Below are 21810 nucleotides of genomic sequence, written 5' to 3' on the forward strand. Positions count from 1 at the left end.
TAACCCTACATGGAGAGTAACAATGAAATACAACAAGCTGGTTAAAACTTTAGCGCTAGCAATGGCTTCTCTTGGCCTTATCAGTAATGCGTCAGCTGAAGAAGATCGCAGCTATATTTTAGCGACGGCTTCAACGGGTGGTACCTATTATCCAGTGGGTGTGGCCTTAGCGACATTGAGTAAAGTTAAGCTTGCGCCTAAGCAGCATTTTTCTTTAGCGGCTATCAGCTCTGCGGGCTCGGGTGAGAACGTAAAGTTGTTGAACGAGAACGAAGCTCAGTTCGCAATTCTACAAGGTTTGTATGGTGCTTGGGCTTGGCAGGGTTTGGGGCCATATGAGAAATCTGGCAGACAAACTCAACTGCGTTCAGTTTCCATGTTATGGCAAAATGTAGAACACTTTATTGTGCGTTCAGATCTAGCAAAAACAGGTACGGTAAGCGATCTAGAGAACCTAAACGGTAAGAAATTCTCTATCGGTAAGAAGAACTCAGGCACTGAGAATTCAGGACGCCAGATCATGCAGGGCCTATCGGTTAACCCAGAACAATTTAAACTCGCCTTTATGGGTTACGGTGGCAGTGCTAGTGCACTACAAAACGGCACGATTGATGGCATGAATACGCCTGCTGGTGTGCCTGTTGGTGCGGTAACACAAGCCTTTGCTGCCTTGGGTGAAGATATTCAAATCCTGTCGTTTACCGATGCGCAGATCAAACAAGCGAATGGCGATTACAATATCTGGACCAAGTACGAGATCCCAGCAAACACTTATCCAGGTGTCGACAAACCAATTACTACGATTGCCCAACCTAACTTCCTAGCAGTTCGCGAAGACATTTCTGAAGACGATGTGTATCAACTGACCAAAGCTATCTATGAAAACCTACCTTTCCTACAAGGTATCCATAAAGCAACCAAAGCAATGGCACTTGAGAAAGGGATCGCAGGTCTGCCTGTTCCTCTTCACCCAGGCGCTGCACGTTATTATCGAGAGATGGGCATCGAGATCCCTTCTGAGTTGATCGTTAACTAGCTTATCTTTTGTCAGGTAACTATTGGTTCGTGAGCTAATGATTTGTCGCGAACTAGCTGTTTGTCATCAACTAACCCCTTCGTGACTTAATTGCTTGGTGCACGTTCGCTCAAGAATGTGTTCGTGCACCTCCTCACTTTATGGATTTTCTCTTCGTGTTTGCTGCGGAGAGCAGGAGTTTTCTATGAGCGATTCGCTGCAGCAGGAACTGAAAAAATTTGAACTGCCGACCCGAACGGATTTTCCGTGGGTGGGCAAAGCAATAACGACAATGGGAGTGCTCCTCTCGTTGTTACACATTTGGTTTAACACCTTATCTACCTTGCCTGAGCTTTGGATCTCGGCGACCCACTTCGCTGGCTTTGCGATCATTTGTGCACTCTGGTATCCCGCTCATATCTCGCTGAAAAATAGCAAGATAGCGCTGGCTGTCGACATCGGAATTGCCTTGGCGGCTCTGGCTTGTCTTATCTATATCCCCTTCGCAGAAGACGCCCTTTATGACCGAGGCGTAAAATTTATCGCCAGTGATTGGTTTTTCTCTATCTTGGCGATTGCCATCGTCATCGAGCTGATTAGACGCACTATGGGCTGGTTCATTCCAGTGCTTATCTTAGTGTGTTTAAGTTATGTAGTGCTTTGGGGACAATGGACCAGCGGTATTTTTCATTTTCCGGGTTTAAGCCTTGAGACGTTACTTTATCGAAGCTTTTATTCATCAGAAGGGATGTTTGGTTCGATCTCAAGAATCAGTTGGACCTTCGTGTTCATGTTCATCTTATTTGGCGCATTTTTAGTTCGATCTGGTGTCGGCGACTACATTATTGATGTATCTCGTGCCGCGGCGGGCAAAGTGATTGGTGGCCCTGGTTTCATTGCCGTTATTGGCTCCGGCTTGATGGGCTCAGTCTCCGGGTCGAGCGTAGCAAACACAGTATCGACGGGCGTGATCAGTATTCCCTTGATGCAAAAGGCAGGTTTCCCTTCGCGCTTCGCGGCAGGTGTTGAAGCGGCTGCATCTACTGGCGGGCAGCTGATGCCACCTGTGATGGGTGCGGGCGCGTTCATCATGGCCTCTTACACGCAAATTCCTTATGTCGATATTATTGCGGTTTCCTTCGTTCCTGCGCTTATCTACTTTTTGTCTGTGGCCTTTTTCGTGCGTATTGAAGCGAAGCGTAGTGGTGTACAAAAGGTGACCTCTGGCTGTGAGCCTCTATTGAAAGTATTGCTGTCGGGTTGGCACAACCTGATCCCATTAGCGGTGTTAGTGACTCTGTTGGTGAAGGGCTTTACGCCGACTTACGCTGCGGGCATCTCGATTCTGTCTGTCGTGGTGGCTTCATGGTTCTCTAAAAATCACAAAATGGGTCCAAAGGCGATCATCGAAGCGCTTTCTCAAGGCGCAAAAAACATGGCGACCACGGCTGTGTTGCTAGTGGGCATTGGTCTAGTTGTTAATGTCATTAGCACTACGGGAATTGGTAACACCTTCTCTTTGATGATCAACAGCTGGGCGAATGGCGAGTTACTGGTGATGATCGCCTTAATTGCACTGGCGTCTTTGATTCTGGGCATGGGCTTACCAGTAACCGCGGCTTATATCGTGTTGGGTACTCTGTCTGCACCAGCTTTGTATAAACTGATTGCTGAAAGTCAGTTGCTCGACCTGTTGGTTTCGGGACAGTTACCGGAACAGGCGAAAGCTATCTTCATGTTGGCTGCGCCAGATAAGCTTGATTTGCTGAACGCGCCAATGGCACTTGAAACAGCCAAAGAGATGATTGCGTTAGTCCCTGCTGATTTTGTGGAAACTCTGCTTGAACAGAGCCTTGGCTTAGAAGCGATCAGCCTTGCACTGCTTTCTGCCCACTTGATCATTTTCTGGCTATCGCAAGACAGCAACGTGACTCCGCCTGTTTGTTTAACTGCATTTGCGGCTGCAACCATTGCTAAAACACCCCCGATGAGAACGGGATTAATGGCATGGAAGATAGCCAAAGGCTTGTATTTAGTACCATTGTTGATTGCCTACACTAACTTGGTAAGTTGGGATGTGATCTCCGTGTTAGTCACGGGTGGCTTTGCTGTTATTGGTACTTACGCGTTTATCGCGGCGATTGAAGGTTATCTAGAGAGCGAAGTTAATATTATTACTAGAGTAGTGTTGGTTGCGGTAGGTATAGCTCTAGTATGGCCTGATGTTTCAGTCGTGATCCGTTTGGTATGTGTTGCCATTTTTGTTGGCATCTTTATCTACAGCGGTCGTAAATACGATGCTAATCAAGTGAAAATGGAATCAGAAAGTGAGGAAAAAAAGTTACCTCAAACCGGGTCTAACACTGTCGCGTCTTCCCTATAATTAAAAGGATTGAATGTAGGAATATTATGAACTCAATATACGACTATATTATCGTTGGTGGCGGCATTGTTGGCGTGTCGACGGCTTGGCAATTACAGCAAGCTCACCCTGATAAAAGTATCCTTTTAGTCGAGAAGGAACGTGGTTTCGCGCAGCACCAAACTGGCCATAATAGCGGGGTGATTCATGCTGGTGTTTACTACGCTCCGGGCAGTTTAAAGGCGGATTTTTGTAAACGCGGCGTAGAGCGCACCATCGCCTTTTGTAGCCAACACGATATCCCCGTCGAAAACTGCGGTAAGTTGTTGGTCGCGACCAATGAGCAAGAAGTGGAGCGAATGAATGCGCTCTATCAGCGTTGCCACGATAACGATATTGATGTTGATTTGTTGGATCAAGCTCAGCTCAAACTTGCCGAGCCAAATATCACGGGTTTGGGTGCGATTTATGTCAAAACCACCAGTATCGTCGACTACAAAAAAGTCACCGAAGTGATGGCTCAAGAGTTTGTTGAGGCGGGTGGTAAGCTTAGCCTTGGTACGGAAGTGATCATGGCCGATGAGCAAGAAGATGAAGTGCAGTTAACGTGCAAAGTAGATGGTCAGACTCTTCAACTGAACAGTCGATTCTTGATCACGTGTTCTGGCTTGATGGCCGATAGAATGACCAAGATGTTAGACATCGAAACCGACTTCCAAATCGTGCCTTATCGCGGTGAGTATTATCAGTTAGACGCTAAGCACAACCAAGTGGTGAATCATCTTATCTATCCGATCCCTGACCCAGAACTGCCTTTCTTGGGCGTGCATTTAACACGCATGATTGATGGCTCCGTAACAGTAGGGCCAAATGCAGTTCAAGGCTGGAAGCGAGAAGGTTATGGCAAGCTTAACTTTAGCTTCAAGGACACTTGGCAGATGCTGAGCTTTGCGGGTTTTTGGAAAGTGACTGCGAATCACTTGAAAACGGGTTTGGTCGAGTTTAAGAACTCGTGGTGGAAACCGGGATATCTAAAGCTAGTGAACAAATACTGCCCGAGTATTACGGTTGATGATTTTAAGCCTTATCCTGCTGGGATTCGTGCTCAAGCGGTACTGAAGGATGGCACCTTGGTCCATGATTTCCTGTTTGCCGAAAGCCCAAGAAGCTTACATGTATGTAACGCGCCATCACCGGCTGCGACTTCGGCAATGCCGATTGGTGAGTACATCTGTGGCAAGGTAATGAAAAAGACGGCTTGATGATAACTAAAGGTTATTAAGTTGAGATGCTCTCCGAAGACAATAAAAAATCCGCAAGCTCCAATCTATTTATGATCGTGGGCTTGCGGATTTTTAGTTTTAGCCGTGTTTGCTAGGTTTAATTGTTAGTCAATTAACCAACCTTAAAGCCAATCAGGAACGAAGTTAGCGACGATGGTGACATCACTAAAGTTACGGTAACCGCGCACCATGATGCTGAATTCACCCGCTGGCTTGTTCAATACACACTGTTCGTTGCTGCTGTTCTGGTATGGGCGGCAGTCGTAGTTCGCTTTCGATACGGTGCCGTTGTGTTTCACATATAAGTCGGCATCGCCACTTCGAGGGCCGGTTAATGTTACCGTTAACTGACCTGCACTTTGAGTCGTAAATGTGAAGAACTGCTCTTCACCATATCCTGCAGTAAGTCCTTTAACAGGCACGCCATTTTGCAGCTCTTTAGGGCCTGCAACGGGTGAATCAAGGCTGGTTTCGACAAGGTAAGCAATGGCTAGTTTGGCGAACTTGGTCGCGTGTGTCGCCGTAGGATCGGAGTTCTCAAGCGTGTCGTGCTCAGTGTGCATACTTGGGTTGTAATCATTGAACATGCTTTCGAATGGCATGGCAGCTGGGTAGCCAACATTGTGCCAAGAGGCGTGGTCAGAACAGGCATAGCCACAATCATCGAAACCGTAACTGATGTCGCTCGCGTAAGTGTCGATCAGCTCGCTTAAATAGGCGGTGAGGTTGCTGTCGGTGTAGTCTGTGATGAAGGTGATATCGTGCGCTGAACCGTTGTAGTTGGTCATGTCTAATTGCAATACCGATACAACGTTGGCTTGCTCATCTCTTAAAGCGTTGGCGACATCTTGTGAGCCACGTAGCCCTACTTCTTCAGCAGCATAACCATAGAACTTAATGGTTTTGTCTGGTTGAATGCCACTGGCGATCATCAGGCGAAGCGACTCTGTTACCGTTGCAATGCCAGACGCATCATCATCGGCTCCCGGTGAGATGGTGCCTTCGCTTGTCCAAGATCCAACGGTCGAATCAAGGTGTCCACCAACCACGACGATCTCTTCAGGATATTTAGCGCCAAGCAGTGTCACTTCAACGGATTTCTGTGGGTATTCGGCATGCGTGATCTGGCGTGCAGACGCATACGGCACATCTTTAATTTCCGTCTCCCAACGTTCTAAAAGCCAATCTGAAGCAGCGACACCAGTAGAAGTAGTATAAAAACGGTTGGTGAAGTTGGTTAGATTTTCGATGGTCGTGACCATGTTGTTCGGCTCGACCTGAGCGAGTAGGTCGTTCACCGTATCTTGATGGCTGATAACTGGCTTTTCGAAGTTGCTCATGGTCAGTGGCATAGCTGCCGCTTTGAGTGCGCTTGCTTTGTCTTCGTGCACCATGTAGCCACCACAACGGTGGGTTTCTTCGTGCATGTGGCTAGATAGTTTCGCCAGCTCTTTCTGGTTGATTTTCGCGACGATGGAATGCTTGTTTCCGGTCACGCTTGGATAAACCGTTGCGCCATGCTGAGTCATTATATGCTGTGCGTCAGCATCGGTGGTGATCCAAACTTCTTCGTTCGCTGGTGGTGTGATACCTAGGGATGCGTAAGCCGAAGTACTGTTGATTAAGGCTAAAGAGCCTCCGAGCACAGCCAAAGCTAGCATGCTTTTTTGAATAGCCATTTATCGTCCTTTTTATGGTGAGTATTGTTATGTTGATGGGGGTGATTTTTGTGTAATACGTGGATGTTTTTGTGTAGATGTTTCATTTTCTGAACAGTTAACCGCGAAAAGGGCCCCTTTCGGAGCCCTGAATTTACTATCGATTATTGTGTTTTAATGAAACGGTAATGCTTGGTTTCTGAACAGATATCGCTTGAGGTACACACTTGGTACTCCACATCTACTGTTCCGTTATGACGGAACTTGTCGACGTATGAGTTGAAGTCTGTTGCACCAACATTCTTGCCATTGCGCTTAATCACGAAGTAGTCGTTGGTGTCGTAATCCCATGCCAGCTTAACGCGAGCTTTGCCGTTCGGGTTTTTGTTACCAAACTTCAGTTTTAGCGGGAAGCCTTCTGCTGAGTCACCTTCAATCGTGATCGACTTGCTGGTTGATGTTGCAACGCCTGCATCGTCAGTCACGGTTAGAGTTACCACGTAGTCGCCAGCTTCAGCGTAGGTATAACGAGTTACTTCACCGGTTTGCGTGTTGCCATCGCCTAGGTTCCATTGGTAAGAGACGATCTGGCCATCGCTGTCCGAACTTGTGCTACGCAGCTCTACTTCTTTACCGACAATCGTGTGTTCGAAAGAAGAGACGGGCGGCACGTTAGCGCTGCCTGATTCGTACGACGCTTTCAGATTTGCACCTGCGTAATCTGAGTAACCTAGAACGTTAACCGTGTAACGACCTGCGGTTGGGTTTTCAATCACACACACTTCATCGGTCACGGTTTCGCTCTTACAGATATTCTCCTGAGAGCTTGGCGCATAATCTAGGCCGACATAAATATCTGGGTCACCCGTAGACACAGCAAGATCAATCGTTAGCTTGTCTTGGCCTTCTGGTACTTCGATATCGAAGTAAGTTTTTGAGCCTGTTTCACCAGCAACTGCGGCTTCAACACCGTTTTCAAGGCGTTGATATTCCGGTTCTGGTGGAAGTGGTGGTTCGCCACACGGTGATACACCCACTAAGTTAAACGCAGAAACAACATCATCGGCACTGTAGCCAAGGTCGGTTGCTGAGTTTTTCACGCCACAGGCGCCCTGCCAAAAGTCACTGTTTTCAGACCAGTAGATCTGGTTGGCTAGCACGAACAGTTCGAACGCTTTTTTGGTGTCCCAACCTTGTGTGGTTGCAAGATGGTAGAACGCCTTGTTGAACACGCCAGAGCTGTAGTGCACGTTTAAGCCATCGTAGTACTCGGATGCGTTGTTGATTGAAGAGCCATCGCGTGATGGATCGTCCATGTAACGCAGCGCACCTTCGCCTTTAAAGATATTGCGTCCGACCATCCAGTCGTTGGTGCCTTTCATATAGTATTCTGCGGCTTCACCGGCCATGTCAGAGAAGGCTTCGTTCATACCGCCGGATTGGTTTGCGTATATCAAACCTGAGTTTTGCTCAGTGAAACCGTGGCTCACTTCATGGGCTGATACATCTAGGCTAACAAGCGGGTAAAAGAAGCTCTCCCCATCACCAAAGGTCATGGCTCTGCCGTCCCAAAATGCATTCTCGTAGTTTTCACCGTAGTGAACACGCATCATGAGCTTGAAGGAGAGTGGCGCTGTGTCGAACCAGTTTTTATACATATCGAACACGATGTTGCCAAAGTAATGGGCATCGTTGAGTGGTGAGAATGCGCCGTTCACGGCTTTATATTCGTTACGAGGACATTCATAGCTGTAAGTGGTGTCGCCGTCGGTCGCGCCATTAAGGTCAACGGTAACGACATTTTCAGACTCCATTACACACTCTGTGCCCACTTCTTGAACATCAAGGTAGTGGTAGTCGGTGCCGTATTCGTACATGCCGGTTTTTTCGTTGCCGCCAGGGCCAGTGCCGATCTGAGCATGGGCAATACCTTCCCAGCGGTCGATGACTTCGCCTGTGTGCGCGTCTAGCATGGTGAACGGTCGAGTCGGCAGTTCACTGCCTTCTACTAGGTAAGAGACAACGTACACTAGTCGTGTTTTATCTACGCTTTGCTGTCCGATGCCTTGCTTCACAGAGCCTTGATAGATAAATAGCTGATGTTGAACGTTGTCTAGAGATTTGCTGGTTAAGCCTTGAGTCTTTAGATCTTTACTTGCGAGTTCAACCGCTTGAGCGCTGTTGATTGATGGCTTAACAAAAGATCGCTCTAAGGTCGTTGTTTTAAGGTAGCGACCTTGAACGGACTTAAGTGCGCCACCTTGGACACTTTGGGTGGCATTTAGGTAATGTCCCCATACCGGTGTTCCCCAGATGTTCTGCTGGATCTTAACTTTATAGATACCACGCTTTTTCAGGTTTACTTCTTTCACCATCTTGAAGCTAGAGGCGTTACTGACTCCTAACTGAGCGTTTAACCCAGAGAAGCTAGTAAAGTTGATCGGTTGATCGATTTGAACGGATTCACTTGCATGCACTGACAAAGACATAGCACTGGCTATAGCAACGGCAACTAAACGTTTTCTTATTTTCATTGTTGTTTTCTCTTTCCATGTAAAATCCAAGAAAACGTAACAAATTAATCACAGCGAATTTACATCATTCGATCTGATTAATTAGTAGCATGGTAATGATCTCTTTTATTCATGAAACTTATATTTCTCGTATTTACAGATAGTTATCATTTCTGTTTATTTTTGAACGCACCTATATGTTTATTTATAAAATCATGACACTTTTATTAAGTGTTTATTTCTCTTGGAAATTAAGATTTTCGAGTAAATTGATCTGTGCCTCAATTAACGGATTCTGGGTTGATAGAAGGATCAACGATTTGAAAGTGTCACTTTAAACAGAAGGCCATTTAGCGAATTTAGGGGCAATTTTGATAAGAAATCGAAGACTTTTCGGCTTATTTTTCGAATTGTTAGTTAAAAGAGGGAAGGGGAATCGGGCACTTGTTTGGCACAGAGCACAAAATCTGCTGGATGAAAAAAGCCAGCGACGGGTCACTGGCTTAGATTAACTTAGTTTGTGCAGGCTACTGAATATAGGTAGGCAACTGCGACACTTAATTATGGTACGTGGCTAACGTCACTATAGCGAATTACTGCTTTTTACCGCCAACTTGTACGTAGTCGATACCGATAATACGGTTGATGATACCCAGAACAGAGCTCGTATCAGAGTTTGTTGAGCGAATCGTATCAACCGTTGCACCTTCAGGTACTAATTCCATTGCGCGGTCTTGAGTGTTACCTGGCACTTGGAAACCGACAATGTTGAAGCTCTCTGCGTGCGCTGTGTACACTTCTTCGTTGTGGCTGATACCAGAACAACCCGCTAGAGAAACAATGCCTAAAACAACTAATAACTTTTTCATAAAAATACCTTAAGAATGATTGGAACCTAGATGGCAAGGCACAAAGGCAGTGGCATGATTATCTAGATTTAATAAGTTCATGGGAGACAGCATCTCCCGACCGATGTTGAACATTATTCCAGAGGTGTTTTGTCGTTACTGTATGGGTTTGTCAGCTGAATCATTACATAGCTGAATGGTTATGGTGAATACTGCACCCTTTAAGGCTTGGCTCTGACCCACTTCCACAGTTGCGTTATGTTGAGCACAGATCTTCTCGACGATAGATAACCCTAACCCATGGCCGCTCTTAGCTTTATTACGTGCTTTGTCGCCAACATAAAAGGGATCGAACAGGCGAGCTTGATGTTCTTGAGCCACACCATCACCGTCATCGTGTACCGCAATCTGTAGCTGATCTTGATGCACGGTCGCTGCAATCGACACTTGTGAGCGTGCGAATTTCATTGCGTTACGCACTAGGTTATCTAGTGCTCGGTTAAATAGCGTTTCATCCGCCATTATTGAGCTAGGTTGCTCTGGTAGCGATAGGTCGATGTTGAGCTGAGTGTCTTTGTTCCAACGCGCCATTGCGTGGTCGAGAAAGTCTCGAATCTCTAATGGCTTTTTTAAGTTTTCTAGGTCAGTGCTATCGAGTTTGGCGTAATACAATAGTTCATCGACCATCTTTTCCATCTCTTCCGTGTCTTCGACAATACTCTCAATCGTGCTTTCTTGCTCTGCGTTTAGCTGGGTGTCTTTCAACATTTCAGCTTGCCACTGAATACGGAATATTGGCGTGCGCAGTTCATGAGCGACAGCATTAGTGAGTGAGCGATTACTTTCTACCAAGCGATGAATTCGGTCGGCCATTAGGTTGAAGGATTTGTTCAGTGAACCAATCGCAATACCACTTGAAGTCTCGGCTCGTGTCGAGAGATCGCCCTCCGCAAAACGCAGAGTGGCAGCCTCAAGCTTTTTAACTCGGCGGAAGATAATAAATAGATGACATAACCCATATAAGATAAAGCTCGCTAAAAAGAACAACCAAATGAGGTCATCCTCCAACTCTATTTTTTGCCTAACGAACGCTTCACTGTTGGGGAGGTAGTGATAGGTATTGTCACTGCTTGCTAAGCGAAACCATAGGTCCCGTTCATCATCGTGAAAAACAAAGGTATTCGGATTCGTGCTGAAGAACTCTGAAACGGGGCTGGGTATTTCATCGTCTGGGCTGAACGTAACCAGTTTATTTCGTGTGGTTTCTACAAATTGGTTTATCGCTTGATGAGCAGCTTCAAGACCCTGATTTTTAGCGATATTTTCGATCAATTGCTGGTGGGCAGTCGCTTCGTAATCTTCCAGTACATATTCGTAGTCGGTATTGAGCTGATAGACGCTAATCTCGTAGGCGACAAGGCCGGCCATGAAGCAAACTAACAGCCCTAATAGGGACTCCAAAAAGATACGTCGCATAATCGCTCTCTCTATTACGCTCGTATTGAGCGAGGTTAACGCCAGGCGGTCGAAACAAATAAGTAGCCTTTACCGCGAATGGTCTGAATTTTCTCTGCTGGTGTGTGGTCGTCGCCCAAAATCTTCCTTAGACGTACAACCTTGTTGTCAATCGTCCGGTCTATTCCGTCGTACTCAATCCCGCGCAATGTTTGCGTCAAGTAGTCACGAGATAACGGCGTGTCTGGGTTGCTTGCCAATAACCAAAGTAGGTCAAACTCGCTGTCAGTGAGTGATAAAACCGCACCATAAAGTTCACACTTCTTATAAGTGTTTTTCAGAACGAGTTGATCGAACTGAAGGGTGTCTGAGTCATCGACTGAAGCGGTATTGGTGTCTTGGCGGCGTAATAGCGAACGAACTCTGGCCAGCAGAACTCTTGGTTTGATTGGCTTGGTGACATAGTCATCAGCCCCTGTCTCTAAACCAGCGACGTGGTCAAAGTCGTCATCGCTAGCAGTGAGCATCAAGATTTTACCTTTATAGTGCGTACGCGTCTGTCGGCAGATTGTAAGTCCATCAGTTACAGGAAGCATCAAATCCAGCAGTACGATGTCAGGTTGCTCCGTGAGGATGGTGTGTGCGGCATCACTGCCATCGTCCAACACCGTGACATCAAAATCTTGCGCGACGAAGTAGTCCTGCAACATTTTCTGAAGTTTCAAATCGTCTTCCACGATGATCATTTTAGGTTTTGTCATTCCATTATCAGCCTTGTCGTGCGTTTAACTTATTGAGATTAGGTGAGCGAGTCTTCGTCGTGATGAACCATTACGATTATACGCTATTGCATATAAGTTCAGATGCTTCGCCAAATACCTAAAGCGAATGATTAAACACTTTATAAGTTAGTTCAATGATGAATTGGCATTTATAGGAAAATAAAAAACATCGTTCAAATAGGCTCGACATTCTCATACATTTCCACGACAGATAAATTCATCGCTAAACAATAGAATTTTCTCATCAAACATTTTGGGAATAACGGTATGAACGACTATAGAAATGCATTACTGGCGTTACCTTTGATTCTGTTAGCGGGCTGTAATTCAAGCTCTAACTCAGGTAAAGCTGCCACCAAAGTGCAAGCAAAACCTCAAGCGGATTACGTATTTTCATCAGCGAAACTGGGTGAGTTGTATAAAGAGCGACAAGAGGTCCAAGAATCCATAAAACTTGATTACAACGGTGTGCAGTATGAAATCGTTCTGTTTGCGGAAGATATTAGTGATAAGCAAAAAGTGGTTAGGCTTGCGGATAGTTTAGGTCAAAGTGTGGATCTGTACCTCCCTGATGCAGGATTTGATAGCTGCGGTATCTACACAGAGAGCAAGGGTTTGGACGTGTTTGATTGTGGTGCGGCTCAACGCTCAATCGGCAATGACACCACGTTAATTAACACGACGACGAATACTCATAAGCCCGTCGAGCTTGAGTATCACAATGAACTGGTTCAATACGTGACTAGCCTTGGGTCTACCATTCTGAGTAACACTAAAAGTGGGAACAAGGTAACGATAACCACCTCGTTTGCTTTCAACGCTTTTTACCGTGATGTGCTCAACGAGACTGGCGCTGTTGATCGCATTACTTCCACTCTAGGCGCATCAACCTATTCTCAGCTTTTTGATATCGTGAAATTGTATCAAGGCAGTGAGATGACGTTGAAGTTTACCAACCATATTGGTGGCAGCGCTGACGATGATATCAATATGTACACCGGGCGCATGATCCACAGTAACAACATGACGACGATCGTAACGCCTACGGGGTCGGTGTTCTCTGGCGGCACGGATCTTTTCGCTGCGGGTAACCCACGAGTTTTGCAACGAGCAGATACCACTAAAGCCATTGAGCTTAATAAGCAGGTTGGTGTGCACAGTTGGGCTGAGGATGATAAAACAGCCAAAGACTTCCCATACACGAACGAAAGCCATCGCAAGCAAGCGACCTACTTTAAAAAGGTAATGGGAGACAAAGGAATCGACTTCTATATCTTCACGTTGGATTCTGCTCCGGCTTCTGGCGAACACTGGGTGACTAAGGCTGAGTCAGATAAATACGACTTCATCACTCGCATTGAGTAGTTTAGGCTTGCAATAACATTAGAAACGACTGAGAAGGTTGGTGATGACGCTGTTGTCGCCAACCTTTTTTGTTCATTTTTTGATTCGTTACCTGTGTTGATTGTGGATTTCCTTGTCTTAAATTTCAGTATGAAAATTCCTTGATACTTCCTTTCCACTCCCTCCCCAAAAAGTTTCTACAAGGACTCTCACTGATTGATTCTTGAACTTTCTAAGCAAAAACATTTGACCAATAACTATCACACCTCAAATCTTTAATTGTTTTCGTTAGTGCTCTGAATGATATTTAAGCTGTTGTTCCATAGTGATTTTTGTTGTTTTGAATGCTGTATTGTTACGAGTTTGTCTTAAATAATCATTTGAACCCTAACTAAATTTCTGTCATTTTATATTTAACTGAACGTTCAATATAAAATAAAAGGACTAAGAAATGCCGAAGGTTGGGATGCCTGATATACGTAAACCACAGCTTGTTCAAGCCACCATGACGGTGATTGATCGAGTGGGTTTGCATGCCGCGAGTATTGCGTTGATCAGCAAAGAAGCGGGAGTCTCCACTGGCATTATTAATCACTATTTTGGTGGAAAGCATGGGCTGCTAGAAGAGACCATGCGTGAAATCCTTCGCCAACTTTCCAATACCATCACCACGTCACTAAAAGCACTTCCTGTTGATGCTCACCAACAGAGAATTAACGCGATCATCGATGGTAACTTCGAAGGTTACCAAGCAGAAAATAAGGTCGCGAAGGCGTGGTTGGCATTTTGGTCATATTCAATGCATGACGAGCAGCTGAAAAGACTGCAACGTGTGAATGAAAAACGTTTGATTTCACACTTACGTCTTGAGTTGAAAGGTATTTTGAATCATGAACAAGCGGATCTCGTTGCTCACGGGATTGCGTCTCTGATTGATGGTTTGTGGCTGAGAGGCACATTAAACCCAGATGGTATCGATGCTCAAAAGGCGCGTGCCATCATCAATGATTATCTAGATAAACAACTTACGTTCTACTCGTGTCACAGCAAATAGATCGCAGTGGTAGCGCTAGACGTTGAGCTAGAGCAAGAGCAAGAGCTAGAACGACCACTATTCGCACCTAATACTCACATATAGACCAGTAGAGTCTAATAACAATAATTAAGTCAGAATCTCAAATGGAAATGAACTCGTTATACATCGATGGCGCAGCGGTTAAAGCAACCTCTGGTGAAACCTTTGATAGCATTAACCCTGCAAACGGTGAACCTATCACGACGTTAGGCCAAGCATCTTCTGCGGATGTCGACAGTGCTATTGAATCTGCGAAACGCGGATTTGCGGTATGGTCAGCAATGACCGCTGTGGAACGCAGCCGCATTCTTTTGAAGGCAGTGGAAATACTTAGAGCTCGAAATAATGACCTTGCAAATCTTGAGGTTGTTGATACGGGCAAGCCTCTGCAAGAAGCGATTGAAGTGGATGTGGCGTCTGGCGCTGATGTTATTGAATACTTTGCTGGTTTGGCTCCAACGCTACAAGGCGACCAACAGCCGCTGAGCGAATCTCAATTTTTCTACACTCGCCGCGAGCCGCTAGGCATTTGTGCGGGCATTGGCGCGTGGAACTACCCAATTCAAATCGCGATGTGGAAATCGGCTCCGGCATTGGCCGCGGGTAACGCGATGATTTTCAAACCTTCAGAAGAAACGCCGCTAACGGCGCTCAAGCTTGCAGAGATCTTTACCGAAGCTGGTCTTCCTGATGGCGTGTTCAACGTGGTTCAGGGCGATTACCGTGTTGGTCAGATGCTAACGGCGCACCCAGATATCGCGAAAGTATCGTTCACGGGCGAAACCGGTACCGGTAAAGCGGTAATGGCAGACAGCGCTAAGACGCTGAAATCAGTCACCATGGAACTTGGCGGCAAGTCACCGATGATCGTGTTTGATGATGCGAAATTGGATGATGCAGTTTCAGCTTCGATGGTGGCTAACTTCTACACCCAAGGCGAAGTGTGTACTAACGGTACTCGCGTTTACGTTCATGAAAATATCTACAACGATTTCATCGACCAACTTAAAACACGCACTGAAAAGCTCATCATTGGTAACCCAATGGACATGGAGACTCAGATCGGCGCGTTGATTTCTAAAGAACACCTTTCAAAAGTCCTTGAAGCGATTGAGCTAGCTAAACAGTCGGGCGCAACCCTGCTGACGGGCGGCTATCAAGTGACAGACAACGGCCTCGAAAACGGTAATTTTGTTATCCCAACCGTGTTTGTGGATTGCGAAGACAACATGCCTCACGTTCAACAAGAGATCTTCGGGCCTGTGATGTCAGTGTTGAAGTTTTCGGACGAAGACGATGTGATTCGCCGTGCAAACGACACCAAATACGGCCTTGCGGCTGGTGTGTTCACGCAAAACCTTTCTCGTGCGCACCGTGTTATTCACCAAATGCAGGCGGGTATTTGTTGGGTTAATACGTGGGGTGACTCACCAGCAGAAATGCCAGTTGGCGGTTACAAGCTTTCGGGTATTGGCCGTGAAAATGGACCAGAAACTCTACTTCACTATACGCAGACTAAGAGCATTCTTATTGAACTTGGCGACTACGCCAGCCCTTATGCCTAACGCGTAACACTCAATTTTATGGGTTAGCTTAACAGAGCTAGCCCTACTGACTCATCTCAGGGAAATCAAAACATGGAACAACGCTACGATTATATTATCGTCGGCGCGGGTTCGGCCGGCTGTGTGTTAGCGGATAGGCTAACGGAAAGCGGTGAACATAGCGTTTTATTACTGGAAGCTGGTGGCACGGATAAGAGTATTTTTATCCAAATGCCAACCGCGCTTTCTTACCCAATGAATACTGAAAAGTACGCTTGGCAATTTGAAACAGAGAAAGAACCGGGCCTTGATGGACGTGAACTGCACTGCCCACGTGGCAAAGTGTTAGGCGGCAGCTCATCGATCAACGGCATGGTTTATGTTCGTGGCCACGCGTGTGATTTTGACCAATGGGAAGAAGAGGGCGCTGCGGGTTGGAACTATCAAGCATGCTTGCCTTACTTCCGCCGCGCTGAATCATGGAACAAAGGCGGTGATGAATACCGTGGTGACAATGGCCCTGTCGGCACTTGTAATGGTAACGATATGGAGCTTAACCCGCTTTACCAAGCATTCATCGATGCAGGTAAAGACGCTGGTTACCCAGAAACCAACGATTACAACGGCTACCAGCAAGAAGGCTTCGGCACTATGCATATGACGGTAGACAAGGGTGTTAGAGCCTCAACCTCTAACGCTTATTTACGTCGAGCATTGAAGCGTTCAAACCTGACCTTGAAGAAAGGTATCGTGGCGCGTCGTTTCTTACTTGAAGCACAAGACTCAAATGGTCAATCGGGCTTGAAAGCCGTCGGTGTCGAGTTTGAAAAGTCAGGAAATACCCAGGTGGCTGTGGCGAACAAAGAAGTGATCTCTTCTGCGGGTTCTATCGGTTCTGTTCAACTGCTGCAGCTTTCTGGTATCGGCCCGAAAGCCGTGCTTGAAAAGGCCGGCGTTGAAGTTAAACACGAACTAAGCGGTGTCGGTGAAAACCTTCAAGATCACCTAGAAGTGTACTTCCAATATCACTGCAACGAACCGATCACACTCAACAGCAAGCTTGGCTTGGTGAGCAAAGGCATGATTGGCGCGGAATGGATTCTGACTCGCAAAGGTCTGGGTGCTACTAACCACTTTGAATCGTGTGCGTTCATTCGCTCTCGTAAAGGATTGAAGTGGCCAAACATTCAATATCACTTCCTGCCAGCAGCGATGCGTTACGACGGACAAGCGGCCTTTGATGGTCACGGTTTCCAAGTACACGTTGGGCCTAATAAGCCAGAAAGTCGCGGTACGGTTGCGATCACTTCTGCTGATCCGCATGCCAAGCCAGAGATCATTTTCAACTACATCTCGACTGAACAAGATCGCCAAGATTGGCGCGATTGTATTCGTCTAACGCGTGAGATTTTGTCTCAACCAGCAATGGATGCTTACCGAGGTGAAGAGATTCAGCCGGGTATAAGTGTGACTTCCGATGAAGCAATCGACGAATGGGTTAAACAGAACGTGGAAAGTGCGTACCACCCTTCATGTGGCTGCAAAATGGGCGCTGATGATGATCCAATGGCAGTGCTTGATGAAGAGTGTCGCGTTCGCGGCATTGATAATCTGCGCGTTGTTGACTCATCGGTTTTCCCAACCATTCCAAACGGCAATTTGAACGCCCCGACCATTATGGTTGCTGAGCGTGCTTCCGATTTGATTTTAGGTAAGCCGATGCTCAAAGCGCAGGACGTTCCAGTGTGGATTGCACCTGAGTGGCAAGAGAAGCAAAGAATAAATAAACCAGTAAGAGAAGCGTAAGCCTCTGTTATTAGTTCAAAAATAGAAAAAGCAAAAAGTAACAACAAAAATTAGTCAAAAGTCAGAAGAACTGCTCTCTATCGGTGTTGATATCGAGCAGAAAAAGGAAAGATAAAAAGGAACCATTATGACGACTCTAAATATTCAGAACATGACCACGAAAACGTTAACAGCACTAGCCATCAGTTCATTTGCATTTGGTGCTAACGCTTCTATTGAACCACAGCAATGTGAAAACGTCCGCTTCGCTGATGTAGGCTGGACTGACATTACCGCAACAACCGCCGTTACTTCTGAACTATTAAAAGGCCTTGGTTACAAAACCAAAACCGACCTACTTTCAGTACCGGTGACTTACTCTTCAATGGCGAACGGCGATATTGATGTATTCCTAGGTAACTGGATGCCAACCATGGAAGGCGATATTGCTAAGTACCGTGAAGCGGGCACGGTTGAGACCGTGCGTGCCAACCTTGAAGGCGCAAAATACACACTAGCTGTACCAAAATATGTGTACGACTCTGGCGTAAAAAGCTTCGCAGACTTAGCAAAACATGCCGACAAATTTAAAGACCGCATCTACGGCATCGAGCCGGGTAACGACGGTAACCGCTTAATCCAATCAATGATTGATTCAGACGCGTTTGGCTTGAAAGATTTCAGCCTAGTGGAATCAAGTGAAGCGGGCATGGTATCGCAAGTATCTCGCGCTGCTCGTCGTAGCCAGTGGATCGTTTACCTTGGTTGGGCACCGCACCCAATGAACAGCAATGTTGAGATGGAATATCTATCAGGTGGTGACGACTTCTTCGGCCCGAACTACGGCGGAGCAAATGTTTACACCAATGTTCGTTCAAACTACCTGTCTGAATGTGCAAACGTCGGTCAACTTCTACAAAACCTAGAATTCACTCTAGAGATGGAAAACCAGTTGATGGAAGAGATTCTTAACCAAAAAGTGAAGCCAGAAAAAGCCGCTCAACAATGGTTGAACAAGAACCCTCAACAAGTTGAAGCTTGGTTAGACAACGTAAAAACGCATAAAGGTGAATCAGCGACTCAAGCGGTTACTGAATACCTAAAGCAAGTTAAAGCTTAGTTCTACCTATCTCAACAGCTACATAAATAATAAAGGTGGGCTTGCCAATTTATCGATTGGTTTGAAGTAGCCCACCCATAATAAAAGGCAATATTGTGAATTTTATTACGGAAAACAAAATCCCTGTCGGACGATGGATGGAAGCGGGTGTTGATTGGCTAACAATCAATGCAGCAGGATTCTTTGACGCTATTTCGATTTTTCTAGAAACCGTCATTATGTTTTTAGTCGATGTATTTAAGTGGATGCCACCGGCTTTACCAATCGTGATGACCGCGGCGATTGCATGGTACTTACACCGTAAACCCTCGCTTGTGATTTTCGTGGTTGCAGCTTTGCTGACTATTTTAAACCTTGGCTACTGGCAAGAAATGCTGGAAACCTTTGTCCTCGTGTTTGCAGCGACAACGATTTCCGTATTAATTGGCGTTCCAGTTGGCATTATGGCCGCACATCGCCCTTGGTTATATACGGTGCTTAGACCCATTCTTGATTTAATGCAGACGGTTCCAACGTTTGTGTATCTGATTCCGACTTTGGTTTTATTCGGCTTGGGCATCGTTCCTGGCTTAATCTCGACCATCATCTTCGCTATTGCCGCGCCAATTCGTTTGACCTACTTAGGCGTCACCAAAGTGCCTGAAGAGTTGATTGAAGCGGGTAAAGCGTTTGGTGCAAGCCGCATGAAATTGCTGATGAAGGTGGAATTACCGGCCGCTTTACCAAGCATTATGGCGGGTGTAACTCAATGTATTATGTTGTCGCTTTCGATGGTGGTTATCGCTGCTCTTGTCGGTGCTGACGGACTTGGTAAACCTGTTGTTCGTGCATTGAACACAGTGAACATCTCACAAGGTTTTGAAGCCGGACTGGCGATCGTATTAGTCGCTATCATTCTTGATCGCTTGTGCAAAACACCAAATCAAAAGGAGGCTTAATCATGTCTAGCTCTCAGGAAAAAAAGACAATGGATGCGATTACCATTAAAAATCTTGATGTCGTTTTTGGTGATAAGTCGAAGCAAGCGCTTGAGCTACTCGACCAAGGTAAAACTCGCCAAGAGATCATTGATGAAATTGGCCAAGTCGTGGGTGTAGATAATGTCTCTCTGACGGTTGAAGAAGGCGAGATCTGCGTGCTGATGGGCTTATCGGGTTCGGGTAAATCTTCGTTGCTTCGTGCTGTGAACGGTTTGAATGAGATCAGCCGTGGTTCATTAGCAATCAAAGATGGCGATAAGCTGGTGGATTTAGGTGAACAGTGCGACGAAGCGACACTGCGCCATTTACGCACACACCGTGTTTCTATGGTGTTCCAAAAATTCGCCTTAATGCCTTGGTTAACCGTGTTAGATAACGTGGCGTTTGGTCTTGAAATGCAAGGCGTCGCCAAAGATGTTCGTCGTGCTAAGGCGCGTGAACAGCTTGAAATGGTGGGTTTGGCAGAGTGGGAAACCAAGTATCCGCATGAGCTTTCTGGCGGTATGCAGCAACGTGTTGGTCTAGCGCGTGCCTTTGCGATGGATACCGACATTCTTCTTATGGATGAACCGTTTTCAGCGCTTGATCCGCTGATTCGTGCGCAGTTGCAAGATGAGCTAATTTTATTGCAAAACAAGCTTAACAAAACGATTTTGTTCGTGAGTCATGATTTAGACGAAGCGCTGAAGATTGGTAATAACATTGCGATCATGGAGTCAGGCAAACTGATTCAACACGGTAAGCCTGAAGAGATCGTACTGACGCCAAAAACCGAATACGTAAAAGACTTCGTTGCTCACACCAACCCACTGAATGTACTTAAAGGTCGCTCTTTGATGCAGCCTCTTGATTCACTGACGCAAGAGAATGAAAGCTGGAAGATTTGCGATTCTAAAGATCTCTGGATTGAACAGAGCGAAGGTGCTTTATCTGTGAAAGGTGAATCTGCTTTGGCGCTTGTTGAGTGGAGTGAGTCTGACGACTTAACTGCGATCAACGAGTCGAGTGTAGTTGTGGCAAGCCCGGAAATTGGCATGCGTGATGCGATTAAACTGAAACAGCTAAGTAATCACCCGATTTTGCTGGTGGAAGACAATCAACTGGTCGGTATTCTGGATAACAGCGAGTTTTACAACGCACTAACGGGTAATTTTCAGATGAATACAGCCGCGTAAAATTTCGTTTTCCAGCTTGGCGATTAGGGCTGGTTTTTTATTAGGTGGAGAGGGTTAAGTCTCTCTACCTCTATGATTATTAAAATATATTATTCTTTGAACTTGTATTCTCTGACTCGTTATTTTTGCCTTCATTGAAGCTTTCATTTCCCCTTCATTAAGTAAAAGTGCCGTACCACGCAAGTTTAGTGGTATAGAAAAGATTGAGAATAGTATGAACATCAGTACAATGCGGAAAAATCAATGAAGTAATTTATCAATTTACAGTGTAATTCGAGCTCACCTGACGTAAATAATCAGGACATATCATCGCTTCGACGCTGTAAAACCATTCACAGTATATTAGTACAAAGGTCTGCATCTTGGACAAACATGACGAAATCCTGGTCGCTATTCGCCAAATTATTCGCGCTATCGATTTACATTCGAAAAAGCTGAGTAAAGAGTATGGTTTGACTGGCCCTCAATTAATCTTAATGAGAGCAATCCAAGAAATGGGTAATGTGACGATCAAAGAATTGTCTAATCACACCAATGTAAGCCAAGCCACCACAACCACGATCATCGATCGCTTGGAACTGAATGGCTATGTACAACGTGTTCGCAGCTCGTCAGATCGCCGCAAAGTACACGCAAACCTGACTGAAAAAGGTCAAGAGTTGCTAAACAATGCGCCACCACCGCTGCAAGATAACTTCGTTAAAAAATTCCAAAACCTAGAGCCGTGGGAGCAAAGCTTACTGCTTTCTTCAATGCAGCGAGTATCATCAATGATGAACGCAGAAGACATCGACGCCGCTCCAGTACTTCAACTTGAAGGCATTGCAAACGTAGCCAAGAGCTAACCTTATTTATAAATTGTTTATTTAGA

The 21810-nt window shown here is 45.8% G+C and carries 16 protein-coding genes; 11 read left to right on the forward strand and 5 right to left on the reverse strand.

Features of this window, described 5'->3' with window-relative positions; translation table 11 throughout:
• Positions 1 to 22: 22 nt before the first annotated feature.
• The 3 genes from A136_RS07950 to lhgO all read left to right on the forward strand — a co-directional run bounded on the left by A136_RS07950 (position 23) and on the right by lhgO (position 4639).
• Positions 23 to 1036, forward strand: a complete 1014-nt coding sequence (locus A136_RS07950; protein ID WP_017061064.1) for a TAXI family TRAP transporter solute-binding subunit — start codon at positions 23 to 25, stop codon at positions 1034 to 1036.
• Positions 1037 to 1220: 184 nt separating this feature from the next.
• Entirely contained in the window at positions 1221 to 3398 is a 2178-nt protein-coding gene (locus tag A136_RS07955) for a TRAP transporter permease (protein WP_017065173.1), read from the forward strand.
• Positions 3399 to 3424: 26 nt separating this feature from the next.
• Positions 3425 to 4639, forward strand: coding sequence for an L-2-hydroxyglutarate oxidase (gene lhgO / locus A136_RS07960; protein ID WP_017065174.1), 1215 nt, complete (start codon positions 3425 to 3427; stop codon positions 4637 to 4639).
• Between the two features lie 143 nt (positions 4640 to 4782).
• On the opposite strand, the gene A136_RS07965 is transcribed toward lhgO, so the two are convergent.
• The 5 genes from A136_RS07965 to A136_RS07985 all read right to left on the reverse strand — a co-directional run bounded on the left by A136_RS07965 (position 4783) and on the right by A136_RS07985 (position 11895).
• Positions 4783 to 6339 carry a M28 family metallopeptidase gene (locus A136_RS07965; protein ID WP_017065175.1) on the reverse strand — a complete coding sequence of 519 codons (1557 nt, stop codon included), beginning with the start codon at positions 6337 to 6339 and terminating at the stop codon, positions 4783 to 4785.
• Positions 6340 to 6482: 143 nt separating this feature from the next.
• Positions 6483 to 8852, reverse strand: coding sequence for a M4 family metallopeptidase (locus A136_RS07970; protein ID WP_017065176.1), 2370 nt, complete (start codon positions 8850 to 8852; stop codon positions 6483 to 6485).
• Between the two features lie 572 nt (positions 8853 to 9424).
• Positions 9425 to 9700 carry a hypothetical protein gene (locus A136_RS07975; protein WP_017065177.1) on the reverse strand — a complete coding sequence of 92 codons (276 nt, stop codon included), beginning with the start codon at positions 9698 to 9700 and terminating at the stop codon, positions 9425 to 9427.
• A gap of 135 nt (positions 9701 to 9835) precedes the next feature.
• The gene (locus A136_RS07980) at positions 9836 to 11155 is read right to left on the reverse strand and encodes a sensor histidine kinase (protein ID WP_029235288.1); all 1320 of its coding nucleotides are present in this window, start codon (positions 11153 to 11155) and stop codon (positions 9836 to 9838) included.
• Positions 11156 to 11190: 35 nt separating this feature from the next.
• Positions 11191 to 11895, reverse strand: a complete 705-nt coding sequence (locus tag A136_RS07985) for a response regulator (RefSeq protein WP_017065179.1) — start codon at positions 11893 to 11895, stop codon at positions 11191 to 11193.
• A 288-nt stretch (positions 11896 to 12183) separates the two neighbouring features.
• On the opposite strand from A136_RS07985, the gene A136_RS07990 reads away from it, so the two are divergent.
• From A136_RS07990 to A136_RS08025, 8 genes are all read left to right on the forward strand, one after another.
• Positions 12184 to 13281: a hypothetical protein gene (locus A136_RS07990; protein WP_017065180.1), complete on the forward strand. Its 1098-nt coding sequence runs from the start codon at positions 12184 to 12186 to the stop codon at positions 13279 to 13281.
• A gap of 430 nt (positions 13282 to 13711) precedes the next feature.
• Positions 13712 to 14314 carry a transcriptional regulator BetI gene (gene betI / locus A136_RS07995; protein WP_004732441.1) on the forward strand — a complete coding sequence of 201 codons (603 nt, stop codon included), beginning with the start codon at positions 13712 to 13714 and terminating at the stop codon, positions 14312 to 14314.
• A gap of 125 nt (positions 14315 to 14439) precedes the next feature.
• Positions 14440 to 15900: a betaine-aldehyde dehydrogenase gene (betB, locus tag A136_RS08000; RefSeq protein ID WP_017065181.1), complete on the forward strand. Its 1461-nt coding sequence runs from the start codon at positions 14440 to 14442 to the stop codon at positions 15898 to 15900.
• Positions 15901 to 15972: 72 nt separating this feature from the next.
• A complete protein-coding gene (gene betA / locus A136_RS08005) occupies positions 15973 to 17685 on the forward strand; it encodes a choline dehydrogenase (protein ID WP_017065182.1) in 1713 nt (570 codons plus the stop codon).
• A 127-nt stretch (positions 17686 to 17812) separates the two neighbouring features.
• Positions 17813 to 18784: a choline ABC transporter substrate-binding protein gene (locus tag A136_RS08010; RefSeq protein ID WP_004732435.1), complete on the forward strand. Its 972-nt coding sequence runs from the start codon at positions 17813 to 17815 to the stop codon at positions 18782 to 18784.
• Positions 18785 to 18879: 95 nt separating this feature from the next.
• On the forward strand, positions 18880 to 19722 hold the full coding sequence (gene choW, locus A136_RS08015; protein ID WP_029235289.1) for a choline ABC transporter permease subunit: 843 nt from the start codon (positions 18880 to 18882) through the stop codon (positions 19720 to 19722).
• Positions 19723 to 19724: 2 nt separating this feature from the next.
• On the forward strand, positions 19725 to 20939 hold the full coding sequence (gene choV, locus A136_RS08020; protein WP_017065183.1) for a choline ABC transporter ATP-binding protein: 1215 nt from the start codon (positions 19725 to 19727) through the stop codon (positions 20937 to 20939).
• Positions 20940 to 21301: 362 nt separating this feature from the next.
• On the forward strand, positions 21302 to 21784 hold the full coding sequence (locus A136_RS08025; protein WP_017061075.1) for a MarR family winged helix-turn-helix transcriptional regulator: 483 nt from the start codon (positions 21302 to 21304) through the stop codon (positions 21782 to 21784).
• The last annotated feature ends 26 nt before the right edge of the window (positions 21785 to 21810 follow it).

It is taken from the genome of Vibrio crassostreae 9ZC13 (assembly GCF_000272045.2).
Lineage (GTDB): Bacteria > Pseudomonadota > Gammaproteobacteria > Enterobacterales > Vibrionaceae > Vibrio > Vibrio crassostreae_C.

What these genes read in the sequence shown, in the direction of transcription:
- betA (WP_017065182.1), top strand. Translation starts at nt 15,973, where the DNA reads ATGGAACAACGCTACGATTATATTATCGTCGGCGCGGGTTCGGCCGGC.
- betB (WP_017065181.1), top strand. Translation starts at nt 14,440, where the DNA reads ATGGAAATGAACTCGTTATACATCGATGGCGCAGCGGTTAAAGCAACC.
- A136_RS07985 (WP_017065179.1), bottom strand. Translation starts at nt 11,895, where the DNA reads ATGACAAAACCTAAAATGATCATCGTGGAAGACGATTTGAAACTTCAG.
- A136_RS07965 (WP_017065175.1), bottom strand. Translation starts at nt 6,339, where the DNA reads ATGGCTATTCAAAAAAGCATGCTAGCTTTGGCTGTGCTCGGAGGCTCT.
- choV (WP_017065183.1), top strand. Translation starts at nt 19,725, where the DNA reads ATGTCTAGCTCTCAGGAAAAAAAGACAATGGATGCGATTACCATTAAA.
- lhgO (WP_017065174.1), top strand. Translation starts at nt 3,425, where the DNA reads ATGAACTCAATATACGACTATATTATCGTTGGTGGCGGCATTGTTGGC.
- A136_RS07980 (WP_029235288.1), bottom strand. Translation starts at nt 11,155, where the DNA reads ATGCGACGTATCTTTTTGGAGTCCCTATTAGGGCTGTTAGTTTGCTTC.
- A136_RS07955 (WP_017065173.1), top strand. Translation starts at nt 1,221, where the DNA reads ATGAGCGATTCGCTGCAGCAGGAACTGAAAAAATTTGAACTGCCGACC.
- A136_RS07950 (WP_017061064.1), top strand. Translation starts at nt 23, where the DNA reads ATGAAATACAACAAGCTGGTTAAAACTTTAGCGCTAGCAATGGCTTCT.
- A136_RS07975 (WP_017065177.1), bottom strand. Translation starts at nt 9,700, where the DNA reads ATGAAAAAGTTATTAGTTGTTTTAGGCATTGTTTCTCTAGCGGGTTGT.
- betI (WP_004732441.1), top strand. Translation starts at nt 13,712, where the DNA reads ATGCCGAAGGTTGGGATGCCTGATATACGTAAACCACAGCTTGTTCAA.
- A136_RS07990 (WP_017065180.1), top strand. Translation starts at nt 12,184, where the DNA reads ATGAACGACTATAGAAATGCATTACTGGCGTTACCTTTGATTCTGTTA.
- A136_RS08010 (WP_004732435.1), top strand. Translation starts at nt 17,813, where the DNA reads ATGACGACTCTAAATATTCAGAACATGACCACGAAAACGTTAACAGCA.
- A136_RS07970 (WP_017065176.1), bottom strand. Translation starts at nt 8,852, where the DNA reads ATGAAAATAAGAAAACGTTTAGTTGCCGTTGCTATAGCCAGTGCTATG.